A 22,077-nucleotide genomic window follows, 5' to 3' on the forward strand; every position below is an offset into this window, starting at 1 on the left:
TTTATATCGGAGTTGTTGACAATGAATTTTATGCGTACCGCCATGCTTCTTGCTTTCATGACGGCACTATTGATGGGCGTCGGTTACCTGATTGGCGGCGGTAATGGTGCAATGATCGCATTTCTCATTTCAGCCGGAATGAATCTGTTTTCCTATTGGAATTCGGATAAAATGGTTTTGAGTATGTATGGTGCACGTCAGGTTGATGAGCGCAGTTCCCCCCAATATTACCGGATTGTCAGCGACCTTGCCAGAAAAGCCGGTCTCCCCCAGCCGAAAGTCTTTGTGATTGATGATGCCCAGCCCAATGCTTTTGCAACAGGACGCAATCCTGAACATGCTTCTGTCGCGGCCACAGCGGGTCTGTTGAACGCCCTTAGTCCGGAAGAACTGGCCGGTGTCATGGCGCACGAGCTGTCACATGTGCAAAACCATGACACACTGACAATGACGATAACGGCATCGATTGCCGGTGCCATTTCTATGCTTGGCAATTTTGCATTGTTTTTCGGCAGTAGTAACCGCGATTCCAATGGCAACTCCAATTCATCCGGTATTATCGGTACGATTATCGCGATGCTTGTCGCGCCTTTTGCTGCTATGCTTGTGCAAATGGCGATCAGCAGAACACGCGAATATGCGGCCGACAAACGTGGCGGGCAGATATGCGGAAATCCGCTATGGCTTGCTTCGGCTTTGAACAAAATTGCCCGTGGTGTTGAAACTATTCCCAATGAGGAAGCAGAGCATAATCCGGCAACGGCACATTTGTTTATCATCAATCCCCTGAATGGCAGCGGAGCGGATAATCTTTTTTCGACCCACCCCTCGACAGAAAATCGTATTGCAGCTTTGCGTAAACAGGCCGAGGAAATGAATATTACGACAACAAGCGGTTCCCCATGGGAAAATATGCGCCGCACTGTTGAACGCCCGTCATGGATGCGCAATAACACACCAAAAGGTCCATGGTCATAATGAGTCGATATTGGCAAATAAACGTAAAATAGATCAATCCGGTTTGTCAGAGAAAAAATCTGTTTCCGCTGTTCCGGGACTTCCGGCAAGACAGGCAGCAGCCCGCCTTCTTTCGGCAGTGATTGACAAAAAGACTTCGCTTGATGGCCTCACTGATAATGAGCACGGACATCCCCAATATTTGGCACTTGAAATGCGCGATCGTATGCTGGTGCGCGCTATTTTGGGGGCAGCACTTCGCCATCGTGCCGATATTGAAAGAATCTTTAAGTCTTATCTTGATCGGCCTTTGCCGCAAAATGCCCTGTCCTTAAGGCATCTTCTCCATGTCGCGGCTGCACAAGTGCTCTATCTTGACGTTCCTGACCATGCGGCAATTGATCTTGCTGTCACGGCCGCTAAAAGCGACCCGCGCAATCAGCGTTTTTCAGGACTTGTCAATGCGATTTTGCGAAAACTTGCCCGCAATGCCGATAAGGAACGGACGCAAAGTTCAGCAACGGAAAATATTCCGGCATGGTTTTCGGAAATGCTTGTTGAAAACTATGGTCGTGAAAAGGCAGCGAAAATTCTTGCCGCACAGGCAAATGAACCACCAATCGATATTTCAGTCAAAAGCAACCCTGAAATATGGGCGGAAAAACTCGGCGGGCATGTTCTCTTCAATGGCACAGTCCGGCTTGAACATGTCGAAGGGGCGGTAAGCGATCTTGAAGGTTATCAGCAAGGGGAATGGTGGGTGCAAGATGCGGCCGCCTCTCTTCCCGCCCGTTTGCTCGGTGATATCAAAGATAAAACTGTTGCAGATTTATGTGCAGCACCCGGCGGAAAAACGGCAGAACTTGCCATTCAGGGAGCCCGTGTAACGGCAATCGATCTTTCTGAAAACCGCCTGAAGCGTTTACAACGCAATATGGAAAGGCTCGATTTGAAGGTTGCAACATGGGCTGGCAACCTTAAAGACTTCCAACCGCAAGAGCTTTTCGATGCTGTTTTGCTTGACGCGCCCTGTTCTTCGACCGGAACGATCAGAAGACACCCTGATATTTTATGGACAAAAGATATTAGTGACGTTGAAAAACTTGCAAAATTACAGCGTGAACTTCTTGTCGCTTCCATTTCGCTTGTCAAAATTGGCGGCTTGATTGTTTTTGCAAATTGTTCAATTGCCCGACAGGAAGGTGAAGAGCTCGTCAATAACGTCCTTTCAAGCCGCAATGACATCAAGCTCGTGCCAATCCGTGATGAGGAAGTGGCGGGAAGAAAAGAGCTTTTATCAAACGGTGTTTTGCGTACAACCCCCGCCGATCTTGAAGGACAAACACCATCATTATCAGGGATGGATGGCTTTTTTGCTGCCAGATTCCAACGTATTTCCTGAATTTTCCGTTACGACGCTATTATTTTCAATTTTTGTGCCGCTTTGTCCTGACAAAAGAGAAATCGGCAAGTGTAAATTCTTGAAGCCTTTAATTTATTCTATTTGCGAAGTTAAAATAGCAAGTACAAAATTTGCAATTTTTATCGCTGACATTTCAAGGCTGAACGCATGGAAACCGGCATAAGACCTATGCTTTTTTGCGGGAAATTGATGATAAGATTTTCCATCCTTTGAAGAGGGGGGATCAGCAGTTTTTTATTAAAATTAACCAATCATTCACCTTAATCAAAGAAAATACCCTCAAATTTGTTTTCTTGGAGTTCCGATCGTGTCCACTACAGTTGATCAGCAATATAAAACGTCGCCGGCGCTCTATGCTGCGATGCGTTTGTTGCGGCGTCTGTGCGTCGGACCATTATTTCGTTGGCGTTTTTCGGGCTTTCGCCCGCAGCGCATTCTTGCCGAACCGGTCGATCTTCATTTGGCCGATCCGGAAATGGCGCATGAATTCTATCATGGCCGATTCGCACTTGCCGGACGGATTGTGCAAACAGGGTCAATCTCGCCTTTTGCAATCGAACCGCCAACACCGGCTTGGGAAGCGGCACTTAACGATTTCAGTTGGCTCCGGCATCTTGATGCGGCACGCACTCCTCTTGCCAATGCCCATGCCCGTTCTTTGCTCAATGATTGGCTTGAACAATCCGGAAAACATGTCAAAGGACCTGCTTGGTATCCCGATGTTGCGGCACGAAGACTGATTTCCTGGCTTTGCCATGCACGAATGTTGCTTGATGGAGCAAATGAAAATTTCGAACGCCGGTTTTTGCGTGCATTAGGTTTTCATGCACGGTTTTTAAGAACAGCTATCCGCAATATGGACGAGGATGAAAACCGTCTTGAGGCGGCAGTTGCTTTATGTTTTGCGTCCATTTGTTTGCCAGTGTCTCCTTCAATGAAGAAGGCAGCACAGGCGCAGCTTACCCGCTCGTTGACCCGACAAATATTGCCGGATGGCGGGCATATTTCGCGCAATCCCGCAACATTGCTTTCGCTTTTGACCGATCTTATCGCACTGCGTCACCTTTATGCCCACAGCAAAGAGACGGCACCGAGAATATTGGTTGATTCGGTTGAACGCATGTTACCGGCTTTGCGGTTTTTTGTTCATCAAGATCAGACACTTGCCCATTTCAACGGTGTCGGACCGGTTTTGCCGGAACGTTTGGCGGTCGTTTTGAAACTCGACGAGACAGCCGGTATGCCTTTTTCACATGCTCCCTATTCCGGCTATCAAAGACTTTATGCCAATAACACAACGATCATTGCCGATACCGGAACCATACCGCCGCGTCAGGTTTCCTATCAGGCGGCCGCAGGTTGCCTTTCCTTTGAAATGTCCTCAGGTGCCGACCGTTTTATTATCAATGCGGGAATCGACCCTTATGGACCGGCCGATTATGCTTTGATGGCGCGGGCGACTGCAGCCCATTCGACGGCAACATTGAATGATACATCGTCCGGTAAATTCCATAAGCGCAAAGGTAACAGCCCTGCGGCGCTCATAAGCGGCCCGACTATTGTCAATATAAAGCGCGTTGAAGAACCCGACCGTGTCGGTTTTGTAGCAAGTCATAACGGTTATCTCGGATCATTCAACATGATCCACGAGCGTGGATTGCTGCTAATGTCCAATGGCAATATTATCGACGGTTATGACCACTTTTTTGCGCCTGCCGGCAAATCCATCAAAAGCGATGGCCGTGATAATGTAGCGGTGCGTTTCCATCTTCATCCGCATGTCGAGGTGAGCCATGATGGTAGCAGCTTGCGTCTGGAAGTTGTGGGAGGAGATGCGTGGAATTTTATGTCGCCCGATGCCGATATTCAACTTGAAGATTCAATAGATTTTGCAGATGTGAATGGCCCTAAACGGACACGTCAGATTGTCTTGAATTTTCGACCGGTTTTAACCGAAAAAATCCGTTGGCGGTTTACACGTATTACCGGAGCAAGCTAAGTATTTGGCTCGAAAATGAAGGTATTTTGAAAAAAGCTTATCTAAAAGTTCCAAGTCAAAACCGTTCACTTTTCTATTCACAGAGTGTTTTTTCCAACTTCCTGTGCTATGGCAGTCAAGGTTATTTCTTCTGCGTAATTATCAGGAACAATACTATGACTGTGACATCGAAACACATTCCCGCGCCCGATTTGCTTCGGGTGCGTCGGGCACTTATTTCCGTATCGGATAAAACCGGTCTTATCGAATTTGCAACGCGACTCCACGAATATGGTGTCGAGCTTATTTCGACAGGTGGTACTGCAAAGGCTCTGGCTGAAGCCGGCTTGCCTGTCAAAGATGTTTCCGAAGTAACCGGTTTTCCGGAAATTATGGATGGTCGGGTCAAAACTTTGCATCCGGCAATTCATGGAGGCATACTTGCAATCCGTGATGATCCCGAACATCAGGCCGCGATGAAAAAACACGGAATTGTCGGCATTGATCTTGTTGCTGTCAATCTTTATCCATTCGAGGAAACAAGACTTTCCGGTGCCGATAATGAAACTATTGTCGAAAACATCGACATTGGTGGTCCGGCAATGATTCGTGCGGCGGCAAAAAACCATGCCTATGTTACGGTTGTAACAGATTCGGATGATTATAATCTGGTATTGGCTGAACTTGATAAAAATGAAGGCAGTCTGAAGCTTTCCTTCCGTCGCATGCTGGCTGCCCGTGCTTTTGCCCGTACAGCTTCATATGATGCAGCAATATCGAACTGGTTTGCCGAAAAGCTTGAAATTGATACGCCGAAATGGCGTGCAATCGGCGGCGAACTTGAAACGATTATGCGCTATGGCGAAAATCCGCATCAAAAGGCCGGCTTTTATCTTACTGGTGAAAAACGTTTTGGTGTATCAACAGCACAGGTTTTACAGGGAAAACAGCTTTCCTATAACAATATCAATGATACCGACGCAGCCTTTGAAACCGTTGCCGAATTCGATCCGGAAAAGAGTGCAGCGGTCGCCATTATCAAACATGCCAATCCTTGCGGGGTTGCCAAAGGCAAAACGTTGAAAGAAGCTTATCTCAAAGCTTTGGCTTGCGATTCTGTTTCGGCTTTCGGTGGTATTATTGCGCTGAACCGTCCGCTTGACGAAGATTGTGCTACGGAAATTACCAAAATTTTTACCGAAGTTATTATCGCACCGGATGCTACAGAAACGGCCCGCGAGATCATTGCTAAGAAGAAGAATCTGCGTCTTCTGATTACCGGTGGTCTGCCTGATCCGCGTGCTCCCGGTTTGACAATGAGAACCGTATCTGGCGGCATGTTGGTTCAGACGCGCGACAACGGTGTGATTGACGATCTCGAATTAAAGGTAGTCACAAAACGCCAACCGACCGAAGCTGAAATGCGCGATCTCAAATTTGCTTTCCAGGTCGCCAAACACGTCAAATCGAATGCCATTGTCTATGTGAAGGATAATGCAACAGTCGGTATAGGTGCCGGTCAGATGAGCCGTGTGGATTCCGCCCGTATTGCCGCTCATAAGGCTCTCGATGCAGCTAAAATCGCCGGCAGGAGTGAACCTTTAACCAAAGGTTCGGTCGTTGCCTCCGACGCTTTCTTCCCGTTTGCCGATGGATTGTTGTCGGCTGTTGAAGCGGGTGCAACAGCAGTTATCCAGCCCGGCGGTTCTATCCGCGACGACGAGGTGATTGCAGCCGCCGACGAAAACAATATTGCAATGGTCTTTACCGGTATGCGGCATTTCCGTCACTGAATGGATGGAAAGAACAAAGATTTCATACAAGGAAAAGCTGCCGGATCAATTCCGGCAGTTTTTTAATGCTACGACTGTTTCTGATACTTGCCGGAATTGAACAGAAACTACGTTGGCCAAGCTTCAAAACGGAAGCATCGGAGAAAAATAGCGATTATTTGGGTGAAAATATTTTTAAAGCAGGTTATGCGTTGTTTTGATGGATTCACCTGATGTTTTTATAAAATTGGCTACTTTTCTTGAATAGGCGGTGTAAATATGACGCATGTCGCATTGGAAATGTGGCAGGAATAATTGCAATGCATATAAGCCTCGATTGAATGAAACGGATACAGCGTTCCTTGCTTGAGATAGTATCGAGACTTTAGACGATAGCCGGATTAGTCAATTCTCATATCAACAAATTATTTGCCATCGACAACAATATATTCATGTCCGTGGAGCTGGTTGCAATTAACGAAAAATTAACCATGATTTAAGAGTTTTGTTAGAAAATATCTTCATCCTGCAAGTTGTTTTGAAAAGGAAACTAGAATTTCTTTCGTTCAAATTTGTAATTTGGCTTAATTTAAAACAATTCTCATGAAATTTTTGATAAGAATTATGGCAAGAGCCAGCGTTTTATTGCTTAAATAAGGCCGGATGTCGCGAAATGAGGCAAAAAGCTGACAATTCTTAACGAATTGTGACTAAAAAATATGCAAAATGCTTAAACGTTGCACAGCAGCTATGCAATCTTGTCACTCCTCAATTCAGAAAGGCAAGACTATATACGCCTCAACAAATTCCAACATAGTAGTATTAATCAGGTGAGTGTCATGAACCTCCTTCGTAGTTTTAATAAATGGCTCCGTTATCGCACGACCTATAATGAATTGAGTCGTCTTTCTGCTCATGAATTGAACGATCTCGGCATTACCCGTTCCGAGATTGCGGAGATAGCTCGCCGTACAGCACGCTAAAAGCTCACAGAGCCTTTTCCCCTCGGGCTCTGTGTGGAAAGCCTTTCCTTCCCTTGAGGCTTTCCCTTCGTAACGTCTGCTGCCTCCTCCCGCAGCAGGCGTTTTTTTGATCGTAAACACTAGTTTGGCGCTTTAGGTAAAATCAGCTCCGTTCTCACATCCTGTGGGCCAAGCGTTTTTTGTTTCCGAATTTTATTTTAGTCTTTGTAATCAATACATCAGTATGGTTTATAGCTTGTCTATATTAGAGGGTCTCTCGGCATGGGGTCACTGATTGCAGAGATTATTCTCTCCGTAGAGAAGGCTAAAAGCTCGCGAGCTATTTCCCTCGGGCTCTATCGTGGGAACTTTTTTACAAATTTGGTTCATGGCTCTCCCGCACTATTAAAGAGTTTTCAGGATTGAATGAGAAAATCAGGATCACAAAAGGAAGAAAACGCCTGATTTAAAAGTGTGCACTTTGAAAGCACAATGATATCTCGGTGTAGATAGCGCCAAAAACCTACAAAACCATTGAATCAACAGCACCTTTCCCGATGAACATGGTCTGGCAAGTCTGCCCTAAGATGCGGGCATTATAATATTGTACATTCTCCCGATTACATGCATTTTCAACTTTCACTTTTCATTTCAAGCGAAGAATTCTTAAACGGGATGAGGGGTGGATTTCATCATTTTTGTGGTGTGGCGTTTTGTGGCGTTGTTTGAGTGTGCTGATGCTTTTCGCGCATGAAAGTTAACAGGCTTGAAGCCATGATAAGGATAATGCCAATGATCATAGGAAGATCAAGATGGTCGTTGAAAATGAAGTAGCCGAATAATATCGCCCAGATCATCTGGCTATATTGAGGGGTGGCAATAGCTATGGCGGGAACACGACGAGCCGCAGCCATAAGGAAAAGCGCGCCAAGAGCGGCAAATAATCCATAACCGGCAAGGTAAATCCATTCGAAGTTATGAGGTTCGATATAACCGGGGAGGCTCAATAAACCACAAATGACAATCGAACCGATAATTCCGCTGGAATAGAGAGTGATGCGTTTTTCACGTCCCCCCATATGGCGGACAATAATAATGGAAATAGCACCGCTCAAACCGGCAAAGACAGCTCCCACATGTCCGATATTGAGTTCACGAAAGCCCGGTCGCAAAACGACAAGCACACCGATAAAGCCGATGATGATAGCCGACCAACGTCGCCACCCGATGGCTTCTTTTAAAAATACCATGGAAAGGATGCTGACGAAGAGGGGTTGCAAAAATATAAGTGTAAATGCCTCGGCCATTGATAAATGTGTAAAAGCTGTAACACTGCCAATAACGCCGAATGCACCCGAGATTGTTCGCAAAAACCACATTGGCCAGTTTTGTGAACGCACAATGTCTATCCATTTATTATCTCGATTTTTTAAAAATGGAATAACAATGATACCAATGAGCGCGCCATAAAAGGCTGTTTCATAAGGCGGGAGCGCACCGTCAATAAATTTGACGCAGGCGTCGCTCATTGCATAGGCGGCATAAGATGCAAAGGAAAGAAAAACTCCATAAAACATGCTTGATCCTTCCTTCGGCATTTACCTGTTTTGCCTGCTTGTTCGCATTCGCCTATCCGCACCCGTATCCGAATGAGCCCGACTGGATTCCCCTTAATCGAATTCACTTGTTAAAAAATGATCGGCACATCCAGATTATCAGCACCTATTTACGAGTTTTAATTCAGTAGTTGCGCGAAGTTGCGGGTCTGTCGGTTCAAAAATATCAATATGATAAAAGATGAGAAAAAGAAAAGGGGCAGAAAAACAGTTTGTTCGTGAAATGTATTTATAAATCTTCAGGATAAAAGACTACGAATAGCGCCGGTATTTTATGTGCATTATTATTTTATTTATTTAAATCCGGAAGGCTTTCATCGAAAATGATTTTTTCGGAATATTTCTGCATCAAAAAAGTATTTTCATTAAGTTTGATAGATCGAATCTTTATCAAATATGCAAGTCCCTTGAAGGACTATAAAATTTGATTCCGATGACAGGAAAATGTTTTTATCGAAAGAAGAATGATTGTGATTGATCACCGTTGTTTTCTATTCGGGGATTGATTGTAGTTTCGATTTGAAAATTAGCTTCTTGGAAGCAAGGACAGCACCGCCTGTAATGAGAAGACATGCTGCCAATAAACGCCATGACGGCTCTGCAAGTCCCGTCGCCACCATGATAAGTGTCGAAAGCAAAGGTGCGCTATAACTTGCGACGCCTAAAAGCTGGATATTGCCCTTTTTGATACCAAAATCCCAACAGTAAAAAGCAAGCCCGACAGGGAAGAGTCCTAACAACAAAACGGACAGCCATTGTCCGCCGGTTTCAGGCAGAATGAACGGTTCGGAAAAAATGAAGTGACAAAGGAACGCCAAAATAGACGTTATAATGCAAAAGGCTGCGACGACAGTTGTTGGAACTTTTGACAATCGACGGGAAAGAAGCGAATAGGCCGCCCATGCAAAAGCGCTTCCCAATGCAACGAGATAGCCAAAGATGTTTTTTTCATCAATAACAAACCCACCTTTTCCGGCGATGACCAGTACCATTCCGGAAAACCCCAATAATGCACCGAGAACATGGAACCAGCGCAGTTTTTCCCCCGGCATAAGTGCAGAACCAAGCACAATCAACAACGGCCATAAATAATTGATCAATGCTGCGTCAACAGGCGGTGCATTCCGCAATGCTGTAAAATAAAGGAAGTGGTAGCCGAATAGGCCACCAATGCCCACGACCCAGACGATGAGGGGTTGTTTCAGATCTTTTAGTGTTTGAGGATGTCTGATCCAGATTACCACCCCCGGTATTGTGCCGATGAGAAATGTCATAGAAGTCAACAGGAGAGAAGGAACCTTTCCGGAAAATGCCGTCAATGTCGCCAAAAGCGACCACATAAGGATTGCCAGAAAACCAATTCCTGTTGCTTTATTCATAAACGATACCGCGCCGACGCCGTTTTTCAGAAATAATTAAAAATATAGATGCTGCAAATACACCGGCAGCCAAAGTAAACCAGGTAATAGCATAGCTCAAGTGATTATTAGGAAAGCTTACCACAGTTAAACCACCAATCGGTAAACCGCCTGTATTTGGTGTTTTATCGGCATCTATAAAATATGGGGCAACGTTATCCAAGCCGACTTTCTTTGCCATAGCAGGCAATTGCCTCGTATACCACAAATTACTATCCGGATTATTTTTACGCGGGAAAAAACCGCCACCTTCGCTCATACGCAAAAGACCGGTAACTGTCGTTTTACCTTCGACAAGTCCGGCTGCCCGTGTTTTCTGGTCGCGCTTATCCATGGGGACAAATCCCCGATTGATGAATGTGATTGACCCGTCTTCTGTTTCCATTGGTGTTAGCACCCAATAACCTGTGTCTTCATCGGCAACAGCCGTTACCAGAACTTCTTTGTCATTCAAAAAACGGCCAGTCAGCGTGACAGGGCGATACTCGTCATTATCATATGTTACCTTTCCCCATTCACTTCTTGTTGGTGCAGCAATTGGCGCAAGGTGGATGCGTTCGTTGGCATTTTTAATCAGATTTTCTTTCCAGCCAAGCCTTTCGACTTGCCAGACTCCCAATGCCGAAAAGGCACAAAAAAAGAAAAGACACAGGAAGCCGAAAATGCCCAAAAATATCGGGGAACGGCCGCGAGAACGGGGTGTATCTGTTTTCATATCACTCATCATGGCAATTCTTTTATCATATCCTTTTCAAAAAAACAGATTTGTTACGTTTTAACCTTCATCTATCATATGAAAACTCTTGACCTTTTCGTCTAGGCCCCCTATAGAAACGCAACTTACCAATTTTTGGGAAGCCAATCTATACGCGTGTTCATTGGAAATTTAACATGCTTGTCGGTTGCTTCTATTAGAATTTAAAGGTGAAACCTATGTCCCGCGCCTGCGAATTGACTGGAAAAACAGTCCAATATGGCAACAATGTCAGCCACGCAAATAACAAATCGCGTCGCCGTTTTTTGCCAAATCTCTGCAATGTTACATTGATCTCGGATGCTCTCGAGCAAAGCTATCGTTTGCGCATTTCAGCAAATGCTTTGCGTTCAGTTGAACATCGCGGTGGTCTTGATGCTTTTCTTTTGAAGTCCGGTGACAAGGAATTGTCGCAACGGGCCCGCTTGTTGAAGCGTCAGATTGAAAAGAAGCTCGCTGAAGCAGCAGCCTGATCTTTTTCAATATACGATTCGTCTTGAGGGCCGATTTTCGGCCCTTTTTTCTGGTTCCATCACCCAGGTTAAAAAAATGAAACAGACCCGACATCTTATTTTTGCGGTTTTTGCAATGTGCGTCGCGGTGACGGCATCCAATGTTCTGGTGCAATATCCGTTTCACTGGTTCGGATTGGAACATCTTCTGACCTACGGTGCATTTACCTATCCGTTTGCTTTTCTCATCAACGATCTGACAAATCGTCGCTACGGCCCCCACGCTGCACGACGTATCGTTTATGCTGGTTTTATTGCCGGTCTTCTTGTTTCCTGGATTCTTGCAAGCCCCCGATTGGCAATTGCCTCGGGAACAGCTTTTCTTTTTGCGCAGTTGTTGGATATTCTGGTGTTCAATCCATTGCGACGCAAAACCTGGTGGATCGCGCCGCTGGCGGCTGCAATTACCGGTTCGGCACTTGATACCGTATGGTTTTTCGCTGTTGCTTTTTCCAGCCATTTTTCGTTTATCGACAAACTCACCGGTTATAGCGATAGCTCGATTCCTACCATGACAAATCTGATGGGGCTTGAGGTGCCTGTCTGGCTCTCATTATCTTGCGGCGATTTCGGCGTAAAACTATTCATGGGGCTATTTATGCTTTTGCCTTATGGTGCCATTCTGGCCATTTTCATGCCGGATATTTATCACGGAAAAATTCACGAAAATGGCGATTCGGCTGTCTGACGAATGTCGACATTGATGTTGGGCGTAGATAGCTTTTTGGCAGCCTATTTCTGAAGACAAGGTTTTTGAAGACCGGTGTTCTCAATCGGATTCGAGCGGCTGGATGTGACAGAACCGGTTCTTGAAGAATGCCGATTTGATGATTGCATCACCCGGTGAAAGGAACTCATGCTTAAAAAGCATGGTCATGGATTGCCACTGGAGGGGCATTCTTGTGTAGTGGTTCGGGGGCAAAAAGAATCGTCAGGATAAAGCCTTCAGAATATTTCGTCGCTTAAGCCTGAGAAATGTCAGGTCCGGATAGAGCGGCAGTGCAAATTCCGATGTTACTTTTGTTTCGATAAATTTTTGAGGTAATGAGTGGAAACAGGATTGAAAGTTTTCGGTCTTTCTGCGGTTAACCGGTTGTTTTTCAAAAGCCAAAAAATAAAGAAAAATGAACCGGATCATTGGAACAAAGCAGTTTTGGAAAAAGTCGAATGAACGCAAATTTCCGAAAACGCATTAACGTTTAAACAAAGATATTGGAAAACGTTGTGATAGCGTGATTATTTGTCATGAAATTCTGATTGAAAAATAAAAATCGAAAAACCGCAGCGTGTAAAAGATAGCACCTGTTAGCGAGTTTTACGGGATTCATCTTCGTCAAACAGGCTTGCAAGTTGTTCCGTCATGGCGCCAGCAAGTTCTTCTGCATCGACAATTGTCACAGCGCGCTGATAATAGCGAGTAACATCGTGACCGATACCGATTGCTATGAGTTCAACCGGAGAATGTGTCTCGATTTCGTCAATGACAGCGCGCAGATGTTTTTCAAGATAATTACCGGGATTGACGGAAAGTGTGGAATCATCAACCGGAGCACCGTCAGAAATCATCATCAGAATGCGACGGTATTCACGCCGGCCAAGTAACCGCTGGTGAGCCCATATCAAAGCTTCTCCGTCGATATTTTCTTTAAGGAGCCCTTCGCGCATCATCAGTCCGAGATTGCGTTTTGCACGCCGCCAAGGCGTATCGGCGCTTTTATAAATAATGTGGCGCAAATCGTTAAGCCGTCCGGGATTGGCCGGTTTGCCGTTGGCAAGCCATTTTTCACGTGATTGGCCACCTTTCCATGCTTTTGTGGTAAAGCCCAGAATTTCAACCTTCACGCCGCAGCGTTCGAGCGTCCTTGCCAGAATATCGACGCAGGTTGCAGCAACAGTAATGGGGCGCCCTCTCATAGAGCCGGAATTATCAATAACCAGCGAGACGACGGTATCACGAAAATCGGTATCGCGTTCCTGTTTGAAAGAAAGTGGTTGCGTCGGGTCGATTACGACACGCGGCAATCTTGCAGAATCGAGATAACCTTCTTCAAGGTCAAAATTCCACGATCTGTTCTGTTGAGCCATCAAGCGCCGTTGCAAGCGGTTGGCGAGCTTGCCGACAGCGCCTTGCAAATTGGTAAGCTGCTTATCAAGAAAGGCACGTAATTTCGTGAGTTCTTCAATGTCGCAAAGTTCGGAAGCTTCGACTTCCTCGTCAAATTCGCGCGTATAGACTTTATAATCGCCAAGCTCGTCCATATCGGAAAATGGTGGTTGCGGGCGCTTTGTTTGTCCGGGAGTCTCCTCGGTGTCTATCTCTTCTGAATCGCTACCATCTTCTTCCGAAGAATCGGACGCTTCCATATCGCCGTCTTCGGCATCTTCATCAACATCATCAGAAGGTTCGCTTTCCGTCTTGTCGGAGCCTTCCTGTTCTTTCGAATCGTCGTCCTCGTTTTCCTGAGGCTCGTTGTTTTCATCCTCGTTTTCGCCATCGCTATCAGTCTCGTTCTCTTCGAGACTTTCAGCAAGTTGCATGGATGCCAACATATTACGCACAATGCGGGCAAATTTGTCCTGATCATTGATATTTTTTGCCAGATTATTGAGGTCTTTTCCGGCTTTTTCTTCAATCCACTCACGCCATAGATCGACGACCGGCCCGGCTTCTTCGGGTGGTTTCCGTCCGGTAATCTTCTCGCGCACCATCAGCGCAAGTGCTTCTTCAAGGGGAGCTTCTTCCTTTGTGGTGATTGCCTGATAGTTTGCCCTTTTATATTTGTCGGCAAGCATTGCATCAAGGTTTTCTGCCATGCCTTCCATAGCAAGTGTGCCGATTGCTTCAACACGTGCCTGCTCGACAGCATCATAAACAGCACGTGCTTCGGGGACTTGCGGAGCGAGATTGGAATGGATTTCACTATCATGCCATGCTTGACGCAAAGCCATTGAATCGGCAAGTCCGCGCGTAACAGCATAATCATTATATGTCGGGTGGCGGGGAATATCGGGAAGCCGTGCATGACCCGCCACTATAGCGGGGCGGTCTTCACCGAAAACTACATCAAGCTCATGATCGCCAGAGACCGCACGCATGCAAACAGTTGTCGCCCGTTTGAAAGGTTCACTGTCAATCAGTCCCGAAGGACGTTCTCGCGTGTTGTCTCCTGCTTGTGCGGTCATAAATGTTTTCCTTACGACAGAACCGCATGGGCCAGTGATTCAGGCAATTCCTTACCAAAAGCCCGTTGATAGAATTCAGCAACAGTCGGGCGTTCCAGTTCGTCGCACTTGTTTAAAAATGTAAGGCGGAATGCAAATCCCAGATCTTTGAAGATTTCGGTATTTTCAGCCCATGTAATGACAGTACGCGGGCTCATAACTGTCGATAGATCGCCATTGATAAAAGCTTGTCTGGTCATGTCGGCAACATGAACCATTTGTGAAACAGTCTCGCGGCCTTCTTTAGTACGGAAACTCTTGGCTTTGGCAAGGACAATATTGACTTCGTTGTCATGCGGCAAATAGTTCAAAGTCGTCACAATCGACCAGCGGTCCATTTGCGCCTGATTGATCTGCTGTGTGCCATGATAAAGTCCGGTTGTATCACCAAGACCGATTGTGTTTGCTGTGGCAAACAGGCGAAAGGCAGGATGTGGCGCAATAACACGGCTCTGATCAAGCAAGGTCAAACGTCCGGATGATTCCAGTACGCGCTGGATAACAAACATCACGTCAGGACGACCGGCATCATATTCATCAAAAACCAGAGCAACATTTCTTTGATAAGCCCAAGGCAGGATGCCATCCTGAAACTCTGTCACCTGCATGCCGTCTTTGATAACAATCGCATCCTTTCCGACAAGGTCGATACGACTGACGTGGCTATCAAGATTGACGCGGATACAAGGCCAGTTCAAACGCGCCGCAATCTGCTCGATATGGGTGGATTTTCCGGTGCCGTGATAGCCTGAAACCATCACACGGCGATTGTAAGCAAAGCCGGCAAGAATTGCCAAAGTCGTTTCCCGATCGAACAGGTAATCCGGATCAAGCTCGGGCACATTGGGATCTGTTTCGCTGAACGCTGGAACCTGCATATCGGTATCAATACCGAAAAGTTCGCGTGCCGATACTGTTATATCAGGCACATTATCAATACCCAGATCGTCCTTTGTCATCATGCCTCCATACGGATAAAACCGCTGTCCGAATTAAATATGAACACACCATATAGCTATAATGTGTTTTAAATTGAAGAGCTACAAGCTCTAGAGTTGTTATCAGACTATCGGACAAGAATTTCAATGTTCCATCGAAAAGAATTGTCTTTTCTTCGTCTTCAGTCCGGTGTCAGCAAAAACCGGCATTTTTCAACAGGTTGTATGCCTGTAATACTTCACGCAAACGATCTTCGGAAGACCTATCACCACCATTTGCATCAGGATGGTGAAGCTTCACCAAAGCTTTATATTTGGCTTTGATATCGCGGCTTGTGGCATTGGCTTCAAGCCCCAATGTCATGAAAGCCCGCGCTTCCAGTGTTTTCAATTTCCGCGGTGCGTTGGTTGAACGGCTTTGCTGGCTGAACATATGAAGAGGGTCATTCACCCTGTTTTGATAGGCAGCAGAACCGGAACGGATTCTGGAAAAATCGGCAGCAGGTCTGGCTGCGGCATTAACACCCGATTTCCATGTCGGGCGGTGACCTGTCAGGGCGTCTTTCTGGAATTTGGCGATTTCTTCGTCTTTCAGCCCTGAAAAATAATTGAAATTTTTGTTATATTCGCGCACATGCTCGAGGCAAAAATGAAGATATTCACCTTCATGATCGCGCCCCGCTGGTGCCCGATGTGTACCAGGTTTGGTGCATCCCTCCCATTGACATTGGGGAGCCTGTGGCTCCGCCTTCTTTTTTCTGTTGGAACTGATGCGGATTGAATCAAATAATTTCGATGTGGTCGTCATGTTTCCGGCTTAATGCAAAACATATGCGTTTGACAAGAATTGACTTTAGGGATTTTTGTTCCCACATGTCTGTCACCGATTTTTATCAAGCAAGAATCGGGTCAAACTTACCGCTCACATATGGGGTTAAAAGAAGAAAATGTCCAGCACAGTTGCAGAAACTATCAAGAAAAAGCTACAAGCTGCCTTTTCTCCATCTGCTATTGAAATTATTGATGAAAGTCACCTTCACGCCGGTCACCAGCATGATGATGGTCAAACCTTTGATGGCAAAGGTGAAACGCATTTTCGCGTCAAAATTACCGCGAAGGCTTTTAAAGGTATGAAACGGGTGGATATCCATCGCGCAATAAACCACGTGCTCAAGCATGAACTTGAAAGTGGTATCCATGCCCTGGCCATTGAAGCCAAGGCTGAATGACGGGAGATAAGATTATCCGGTTTTGTTTTACAAAACAGTAAAACTTTTAAAATCATACCGGATCAATCTTTTTCCTCAGGATGATTGTTGAACAAAATCCTGAATTGCAGATATTCCCGAATTTTAAATGCTAAACTTAATGACCGTTTATTAACGGTAATTCGGCAAGCATGTTTTTAAGATGGAGTGCATCCCACGGGAGATGTTCGGCAATTCCGACACCGACGATAGTGGTTATTTCATTGACGTCTTTTACCAGCTTTACAACATTATCCATCGTCAGACGACCTTCGGCAATGCCCGCATATTTATCAGCACCGACTCCGGGTTCGGCCATCAATAACGCATGAAAGAGGTGAAAATCGAGGACATCAAGGTCGATATGGATAGCCAGATATTTGATATTCTGATTCTTGATCCACTCTAGAACCGGTTGATCGGATGTTTTCAATTGTTCCGGTGAAATCATAGCAATATCATGATCTTTCAGGAACTGTTTTTCATAATCTGTCGGATGGTGGATACCTGCAATCATCACCTTTCTTGCGGGCACGGGTGTTTTGACATCTTTAATAAGGTCAGGATCGCCATTTCCCATAAGTGCTCCCAAAACGTGGGCGTGGGAATGGGCAAATTGTTTCGGCGTCATAACGTCGGGATGGGCATCAATCCACAATATACCGAACGATTGACCATAAACCGTGCTCAGATATGAAAATGGCGCCAGATCGACCAGACAATCGCCGCCGAACATAACAATTTTATCAGGCTTTTCTCTGTTGATAATCGCATATGCACTTTGAAGCTGCTTGACGATTTCTCCTCTTCCCATGATGCCGTTTTCATTTTTGAGTGGCATGCCCGGTTTGGTAACAGGAACAGTAAAGGATGGTGTTTTTGTGCTTGGAGCAAGATAATCCAACAATTCTGCACCAAGGTGATAAAGCGGATTATCTCCACCTTGCCATTGCGGCATAACAAGACGGATCGTTTTTGATTGGGTCATAACATCCTCCAACATGGTTTGGAGCCCGATATTCGTTTTGAAGTCGGGGTTTCTTTTTATAATTTTATCAGCTGTTTTTATATCATTAAAAAGGCTGTATCAGCAATTGACCGGCCTGATGTTTTTTTCACAGTCAGAGGCGATTCTCAACGTGGATGGGCCTTTTTATAAACTTCCATTAAACGGTCCGTATCAACACCGGTATAGATTTGCGTGGTTGAAAGGCTTGCGTGACCGAGCAATTCCTGAATGGTGCGAAGATCCCCGCCACGCGATAAAAGATGCGTTGCAAAAGAATGCCTGAGCGCATGCGGTGTGACACTATCAGGAAGGCCGAGACTCGCTCGTAATTGTTGAACAGCGCGCTCGACAATTGCCCTTTGTAATTTTCCGCCACGCACACCGCGGAACAAAGGTTGATCGGGGGGAAGAATGAATGGACAGCAGGACAGATAATCCTCTATTGCTTCATGGACAGCTGGAATAACGGGGACAAGACGGGTTTTCCCTCCCTTGCCGGTTACGTAAATGCTGGTAGCGTTTTTGTCGCTAAAATCCGCAGGCGTTAGCGACAACGCTTCCGAAATTCTTAAGCCACATCCATAACAGAGAGTGAGAATGGCAGCGTTTCTGGAAGCAACCCAAGGCTCGTCGTCAAGCTGGGTTTTCTTGTCAACGATGTGTAAAGCGTCGGCAATATTAAGCGGTTTTGGTAGCGATTTTGGTTGTTTCGGCGTGCGCACAATGCGTGCTGCCGGCACGTCGGCAAGTCCTGCACGTGTCAAAAAATTGAAAAACGAACGTATGCCGGCAAGACCACGGCCGAGTGAACGCGAACCGACACCCATATTGCGTCTATAGGCAAGAAATGATCTCATATCGGCGACGCGAAGTCCGGAAAGATCGGAAATGTCTGGAATATGGCCCAGATGTTGACAAAGAAAGCTCAGAAACTGTCGGCTATCTCTTTCATAGGCTTCGACAGTGAGTTTTGCGATGCGACGTGTTTTTTGAAGCTGCTCGAGCCAGTCTTTGCGCGCAGACAAAAGCTGCGGTGTTGCTTCCAGTAATGGAAGATCGGAGGGCAATATCTCTGTCATGGCATCAATCTACCATGACAGAGTTTAACAGCGGGTTTCTCTGTCAGCTCAACTTTAATTGTTTTTTGTCGAGACAGACTTTTCGTTTTTTAAAGCCTCGCCGGTTTTATCCGACGCCGCTTTCGGTGCATTCAATGCATTTTTCATATGGGCGAGATGGAGCCCCATGAGATTTGGAAGATTATTCATCGACATCAATTCTGCAAAGATCCAGCCAAGAAATCCTTGTTTATGGAGTTTTGCAAGTTGGTCGCCTGAAAGCTTGTTGAATTTCTCGGTGTCGATAATCCAGAAATTTTCGAGCCTTGCGGTTTGCCCGCTTTGCGAGCGTATGTCGATAGACTGTTTTTTGAACAGACCCATTTTGGCAACGGTTTCCAAAAATTTGCTTGTCTGTTCCATGCTGTTTTTGAATGCGTTCAGGAAGTTGATACGATCTTCCATGAAGGGTGAAACGCTGCCATCGCTGTTAAAAAGGTCAATACCTTCAACTTCATTGAACATGCCTGATTCGGAATCGAAGCAAACAGTCAGTTCTTTCTGGTCAGGCGCTCCTGCCAATACAAATGGATAACGGCGGACGAATGCCGGAATATATGTGTCGGGCCGCCACTTTTTATCTTTGTCGAGATAATCGTTTTCCTCATTTGCCAAACCGAGCATGGCAACGGCGGTATAGGTGATTTTACCTTCTTTATCTTCGGCACCCATAAACAATATAGGGTAACTTAATGCAGCCTGATAAAACTCTTCGCCAGCCAAGGGAACCCAATGGGTGTTTGCTGCAAAGTCGAGATTTTTCGGTGCACTGAATTTCAGCTTTTTGTGTGTTTCGCGTGAAATGGGGACAATATTTTTGTAAAAAAGCATAACTGTTGGCATAAGTACCCTCCTGAGTATTTTGTTTATATGGCTACGTTTTGCAAATTTTTGACCCCAAAGCCGCCATTTTCGCTTTTCAATCGGGATTCGACGGTTTGTTTTCTCTCGATCCCTATTGAATATGGTAGATGAACCATATTAAAGCGAACGGCTTGAATTCTGAGCGGGTATTATTAAAAAAGTCTCAAACTTGAAGTAAATTTTTAAGAAAAGCCGATTTTTAAAAGCCGAAAGCCGCAAATTGGAGCAAAAGCAGAATTATATGGAAAAAAGCAAAAATAATTTGGTGCGCCTTGCAACCATTGCGGCAGCCCACGGTATCAAAGGTGATGTAAAGCTTATGGTGTTTACCGCCGATCCTCTCGGACTTTCGTCTTATGGTACGGTATTCGACGAAAATGGCAGGTCTTTCAAAATTGAACATATAAGAAAAGCGGGCAACGCCATTATTGTCCATTTTTCAGGCATTGACGATCGCAACAGTGCCGAAGCGCTCAATGGAAAAGCCCTTTATGTCGATCGGCAACAATTGCCGGATGATCTCGAAGAAGACGAATTTTATCAGACCGATCTTATCGGTTTGCGTGTCAGAGACGAGACCGGCCGAATGATCGGCAAGGTCAATGCATTCTTTGATTTTGGCGGTGGTGATATCCTTGAACTGAAAATTGAAGGTGAGGGCCTCAAACTCATTCCATTTTCAAAGGCTGCGGTTCCTGAAATCAATATCGGACAGGGTTTTATTGCCATTGATCGGCGGGCTGCAGGTCTCGTCGAGGATGATTCCAATCCGGAACGTGAGGAAGGATAATGAGTTTCAAGGCACAAGTACTTACCCTTTATCCGGAAATGTTTCCGGGGTTTCTCGGCCATTCTATGGCCGGTCGTGCACTGGAAAACGGCATCTGGTCGCTTGATAAAATCCAGATAAGGGATTTTGCAGCTGACCGTCATCATAGTGTGGATGACACACCGGCAGGCGGTGGCGCCGGAATGGTTATGAAGCCCGATGTGCTTGCGAAAGCCATTGACAGTGTTGACAATCGTTATCCCCGTTTATTGATGAGCCCGCGCGGGTGCACTTTTGACCAGAAAATGGCACATGAATTGAAAGATGGCGGGGGTGTCACCCTTATTTGCGGCCGTTTTGAAGGTGTGGACGAAAGGGTGATCGAAGCCAGAAATCTAATTGAGGTTTCAATCGGCGATTACATTTTATCCGGTGGCGAGGGGGCAGCACTCGTTATACTTGATTCGATTGTGCGGCTTTTGCCCGGTGTGATGGGAAACAGTCAATCGGGTGAACAGGAAAGTTTCGAGACAGGGCTTCTTGAATATCCGCAATATACACGCCCGCAAATATTTGAAGGCAGATCAATTCCCGAAGTTTTGACATCAGGAAATCACAAAGCAATAGAAAATTGGCGTAAAACCCGTTCGGAAGAAATAACAAGGTTAAAACGACCGGATCTTTATTCGGTTTACGAGAAAAATAACAGGAAAGCTTGATTCAGTTTTAATGATAGTGTATGGGCAAACCACGTTTTCAGATGGTACGTCATCTGCATCCGGAAATTAATGGATGGTGAACCCGCTCCTGCCGCAAGGCATAGCCGAAGGAACAAGGTTTCGAGGGCAAGAGTCGAGCGCTCTGACTGTTCGAGAAGAACATGAAGGATTGATGAGATGAATATTATACAACAGCTCGACGCCGAGCAGCGCGCAAAAATTGAAGAAAAGCGCAAACTTCCTGCCTTTCAGGCCGGTGATACACTTCGCGTTTCGGTTCGCGTTACTGAAGGAACACGTACCCGTGTTCAAGCTTATGAAGGTGTTTGCATTGCCCGTTCGGGTGGTGGTCTTAACGAGACATTCACCGTTCGTAAAATTTCCTATGGTGAGGGTGTAGAGCGCGTGTTCCCCGTTTATTCACCACTTGTCGAGGGTGTCGAGGTTGTTCGTCGCGGTAATGTACGTCGTGCCAAGCTTTATTATTTGCGTGGCCTTACCGGTAAAGCTGCCCGCATTTCCGAGAAAAGAGACTACCGCAAGAAGTCGGTTGATGTTCCGAGCACTGGTGAAGCCGAAACTGTCACTGTTGAAACAGTTGCTGCACCGCTACCGGAATCTGGTGATAAGTCAGAATAAAAGCCGGTCTGGTTCGATATGAAATAAAAGCGGCTTTAAAGCCGCTTTTTTATTGCATCGGGTTCTTTATGGAATTCGATGCGGGCTTTGCAAAATCGTGTGATCGTTCTTATCTCATATCATGTTCATTGACTTTTGGAACAATCGCCGAATAATGGCC

At 45.8% G+C, this 22,077-nt stretch carries 20 protein-coding genes; 11 read left to right on the forward strand and 9 right to left on the reverse strand.

All coding sequences use genetic code 11. From position 1 onward, the window contains the following. Positions 1-21: 21 nt before the first annotated feature. From htpX to PEB0122_RS02525, 5 genes are all read left to right on the forward strand, one after another. Positions 22-978 carry a zinc metalloprotease HtpX gene (gene htpX, locus PEB0122_RS02505; protein ID WP_075915408.1) on the forward strand — a complete coding sequence of 319 codons (957 nt, stop codon included), beginning with the start codon at positions 22-24 and terminating at the stop codon, positions 976-978. Between the two features lie 10 nt (positions 979-988). After that, positions 989-2,359 (forward strand): RsmB/NOP family class I SAM-dependent RNA methyltransferase, encoded by a 1,371-nt coding sequence (locus PEB0122_RS02510; RefSeq protein ID WP_075915409.1) that lies wholly within the window; start codon positions 989-991, stop codon positions 2,357-2,359. Between the two features lie 382 nt (positions 2,360-2,741). Further along, a complete protein-coding gene (locus tag PEB0122_RS02515; protein ID WP_083650207.1) occupies positions 2,742-4,379 on the forward strand; it encodes a heparinase II/III family protein in 1,638 nt (545 codons plus the stop codon). A 155-nt stretch (positions 4,380-4,534) separates the two neighbouring features. After that, positions 4,535-6,151, forward strand: coding sequence for a bifunctional phosphoribosylaminoimidazolecarboxamide formyltransferase/IMP cyclohydrolase (gene purH, locus PEB0122_RS02520; protein ID WP_075915411.1), 1,617 nt, complete (start codon positions 4,535-4,537; stop codon positions 6,149-6,151). Between the two features lie 818 nt (positions 6,152-6,969). Further along, complete coding sequence (locus PEB0122_RS02525; RefSeq protein ID WP_075915412.1) at positions 6,970-7,113, forward strand: DUF1127 domain-containing protein; 144 nt, start codon at positions 6,970-6,972, stop codon at positions 7,111-7,113. Positions 7,114-7,784: 671 nt separating this feature from the next. Here PEB0122_RS02525 and PEB0122_RS02530 read toward each other — a convergent pair. From PEB0122_RS02530 to PEB0122_RS02540, 3 genes are all read right to left on the reverse strand, one after another. Beyond that, positions 7,785-8,669 (reverse strand): DMT family transporter, encoded by an 885-nt coding sequence (locus PEB0122_RS02530; RefSeq protein WP_083639784.1) that lies wholly within the window; start codon positions 8,667-8,669, stop codon positions 7,785-7,787. Positions 8,670-9,199: 530 nt separating this feature from the next. After that, positions 9,200-10,087 (reverse strand): aromatic amino acid exporter YddG, encoded by an 888-nt coding sequence (yddG, locus tag PEB0122_RS02535; protein ID WP_075915414.1) that lies wholly within the window; start codon positions 10,085-10,087, stop codon positions 9,200-9,202. Continuing rightward, complete coding sequence (locus tag PEB0122_RS02540) at positions 10,080-10,850, reverse strand: SURF1 family protein (protein WP_075915709.1); 771 nt, start codon at positions 10,848-10,850, stop codon at positions 10,080-10,082. The genes yddG and PEB0122_RS02540 overlap by 8 nt, the downstream gene beginning before the upstream one ends. Before the next feature lie 209 nt (positions 10,851-11,059). On the opposite strand from PEB0122_RS02540, the gene rpmB reads away from it, so the two are divergent. Beyond that, positions 11,060-11,353, forward strand: a complete 294-nt coding sequence (gene rpmB / locus PEB0122_RS02545) for a 50S ribosomal protein L28 (RefSeq protein WP_075869408.1) — start codon at positions 11,060-11,062, stop codon at positions 11,351-11,353. A 76-nt stretch (positions 11,354-11,429) separates the two neighbouring features. Further along, on the forward strand, positions 11,430-12,080 hold the full coding sequence (locus tag PEB0122_RS02550; RefSeq protein WP_075869407.1) for a queuosine precursor transporter: 651 nt from the start codon (positions 11,430-11,432) through the stop codon (positions 12,078-12,080). 617 nt (positions 12,081-12,697) lie between these two features. Here the strand turns inward: PEB0122_RS02550 and cobT are convergent. The 3 genes from cobT to PEB0122_RS02565 all read right to left on the reverse strand — a co-directional run bounded on the left by cobT (position 12,698) and on the right by PEB0122_RS02565 (position 16,360). Further along, positions 12,698-14,575, reverse strand: coding sequence for a cobaltochelatase subunit CobT (gene cobT / locus PEB0122_RS02555; RefSeq protein WP_075915415.1), 1,878 nt, complete (start codon positions 14,573-14,575; stop codon positions 12,698-12,700). Positions 14,576-14,586: 11 nt separating this feature from the next. Continuing rightward, positions 14,587-15,573: a cobaltochelatase subunit CobS gene (gene cobS, locus PEB0122_RS02560; RefSeq protein WP_075869903.1), complete on the reverse strand. Its 987-nt coding sequence runs from the start codon at positions 15,571-15,573 to the stop codon at positions 14,587-14,589. A 172-nt stretch (positions 15,574-15,745) separates the two neighbouring features. Next, positions 15,746-16,360, reverse strand: a complete 615-nt coding sequence (locus PEB0122_RS02565) for a J domain-containing protein (protein ID WP_075915416.1) — start codon at positions 16,358-16,360, stop codon at positions 15,746-15,748. Positions 16,361-16,499: 139 nt separating this feature from the next. Between PEB0122_RS02565 and PEB0122_RS02570 the strand changes: the two genes are divergently transcribed. Continuing rightward, the gene (locus PEB0122_RS02570) at positions 16,500-16,781 is read left to right on the forward strand and encodes a BolA family protein (RefSeq protein ID WP_075869403.1); all 282 of its coding nucleotides are present in this window, start codon (positions 16,500-16,502) and stop codon (positions 16,779-16,781) included. 136 nt (positions 16,782-16,917) lie between these two features. Here the strand turns inward: PEB0122_RS02570 and PEB0122_RS02575 are convergent, their stop codons facing one another. From PEB0122_RS02575 to PEB0122_RS02585, 3 genes are all read right to left on the reverse strand, one after another. Further along, a complete protein-coding gene (locus tag PEB0122_RS02575; protein ID WP_075869902.1) occupies positions 16,918-17,787 on the reverse strand; it encodes an arginase family protein in 870 nt (289 codons plus the stop codon). Between the two features lie 146 nt (positions 17,788-17,933). Then, complete coding sequence (locus tag PEB0122_RS02580; RefSeq protein ID WP_075915417.1) at positions 17,934-18,887, reverse strand: tyrosine recombinase XerC; 954 nt, start codon at positions 18,885-18,887, stop codon at positions 17,934-17,936. Between the two features lie 54 nt (positions 18,888-18,941). Further along, entirely contained in the window at positions 18,942-19,769 is an 828-nt protein-coding gene (locus tag PEB0122_RS02585; protein WP_075915418.1) for a SapC family protein, read from the reverse strand. 262 nt (positions 19,770-20,031) lie between these two features. Here PEB0122_RS02585 and rimM point away from each other — a divergent pair, with 262 nt between their 5' ends. The 3 genes from rimM (at position 20,032) to rplS (ending at position 21,917) form a co-directional block, all read left to right on the forward strand. Next, complete coding sequence (gene rimM, locus PEB0122_RS02590) at positions 20,032-20,580, forward strand: ribosome maturation factor RimM (protein WP_075915711.1); 549 nt, start codon at positions 20,032-20,034, stop codon at positions 20,578-20,580. After that, positions 20,580-21,278 carry a tRNA (guanosine(37)-N1)-methyltransferase TrmD gene (gene trmD, locus PEB0122_RS02595; RefSeq protein WP_075915419.1) on the forward strand — a complete coding sequence of 233 codons (699 nt, stop codon included), beginning with the start codon at positions 20,580-20,582 and terminating at the stop codon, positions 21,276-21,278. Before rimM ends, trmD begins: the two co-directional genes overlap by 1 nt. Before the next feature lie 177 nt (positions 21,279-21,455). Then, the gene (gene rplS / locus PEB0122_RS02600; protein ID WP_075869399.1) at positions 21,456-21,917 is read left to right on the forward strand and encodes a 50S ribosomal protein L19; all 462 of its coding nucleotides are present in this window, start codon (positions 21,456-21,458) and stop codon (positions 21,915-21,917) included. The last annotated feature ends 160 nt before the right edge of the window (positions 21,918-22,077 follow it).

This window comes from Ditibartonella apis, from assembly GCF_001952075.1.
Lineage (GTDB): Bacteria > Pseudomonadota > Alphaproteobacteria > Rhizobiales > Rhizobiaceae > Bartonella > Bartonella apis.

Bases quoted from the DNA above. Each gene is read 5' to 3' on its own strand.
- htpX (WP_075915408.1), top strand. From the start codon at position 22: ATGAATTTTATGCGTACCGCCATGCTTCTTGCTTTCATGACGGCACTA.
- PEB0122_RS02515 (WP_083650207.1), top strand. From the start codon at position 2,742: ATGCGTTTGTTGCGGCGTCTGTGCGTCGGACCATTATTTCGTTGGCGT.
- purH (WP_075915411.1), top strand. From the start codon at position 4,535: ATGACTGTGACATCGAAACACATTCCCGCGCCCGATTTGCTTCGGGTG.
- PEB0122_RS02525 (WP_075915412.1), top strand. From the start codon at position 6,970: ATGAACCTCCTTCGTAGTTTTAATAAATGGCTCCGTTATCGCACGACC.
- PEB0122_RS02530 (WP_083639784.1), bottom strand. From the start codon at position 8,669: ATGTTTTATGGAGTTTTTCTTTCCTTTGCATCTTATGCCGCCTATGCA.
- yddG (WP_075915414.1), bottom strand. From the start codon at position 10,087: ATGAATAAAGCAACAGGAATTGGTTTTCTGGCAATCCTTATGTGGTCG.
- PEB0122_RS02540 (WP_075915709.1), bottom strand. From the start codon at position 10,850: ATGAGTGATATGAAAACAGATACACCCCGTTCTCGCGGCCGTTCCCCG.
- rpmB (WP_075869408.1), top strand. From the start codon at position 11,060: ATGTCCCGCGCCTGCGAATTGACTGGAAAAACAGTCCAATATGGCAAC.
- PEB0122_RS02550 (WP_075869407.1), top strand. From the start codon at position 11,430: ATGAAACAGACCCGACATCTTATTTTTGCGGTTTTTGCAATGTGCGTC.
- cobT (WP_075915415.1), bottom strand. From the start codon at position 14,575: ATGACCGCACAAGCAGGAGACAACACGCGAGAACGTCCTTCGGGACTG.
- cobS (WP_075869903.1), bottom strand. From the start codon at position 15,573: ATGACAAAGGACGATCTGGGTATTGATAATGTGCCTGATATAACAGTA.
- PEB0122_RS02565 (WP_075915416.1), bottom strand. From the start codon at position 16,360: ATGACGACCACATCGAAATTATTTGATTCAATCCGCATCAGTTCCAAC.
- PEB0122_RS02570 (WP_075869403.1), top strand. From the start codon at position 16,500: ATGTCCAGCACAGTTGCAGAAACTATCAAGAAAAAGCTACAAGCTGCC.
- PEB0122_RS02575 (WP_075869902.1), bottom strand. From the start codon at position 17,787: ATGACCCAATCAAAAACGATCCGTCTTGTTATGCCGCAATGGCAAGGT.
- PEB0122_RS02580 (WP_075915417.1), bottom strand. From the start codon at position 18,887: ATGACAGAGATATTGCCCTCCGATCTTCCATTACTGGAAGCAACACCG.
- PEB0122_RS02585 (WP_075915418.1), bottom strand. From the start codon at position 19,769: ATGCCAACAGTTATGCTTTTTTACAAAAATATTGTCCCCATTTCACGC.
- rimM (WP_075915711.1), top strand. From the start codon at position 20,032: ATGGAAAAAAGCAAAAATAATTTGGTGCGCCTTGCAACCATTGCGGCA.
- trmD (WP_075915419.1), top strand. From the start codon at position 20,580: ATGAGTTTCAAGGCACAAGTACTTACCCTTTATCCGGAAATGTTTCCG.
- rplS (WP_075869399.1), top strand. From the start codon at position 21,456: ATGAATATTATACAACAGCTCGACGCCGAGCAGCGCGCAAAAATTGAA.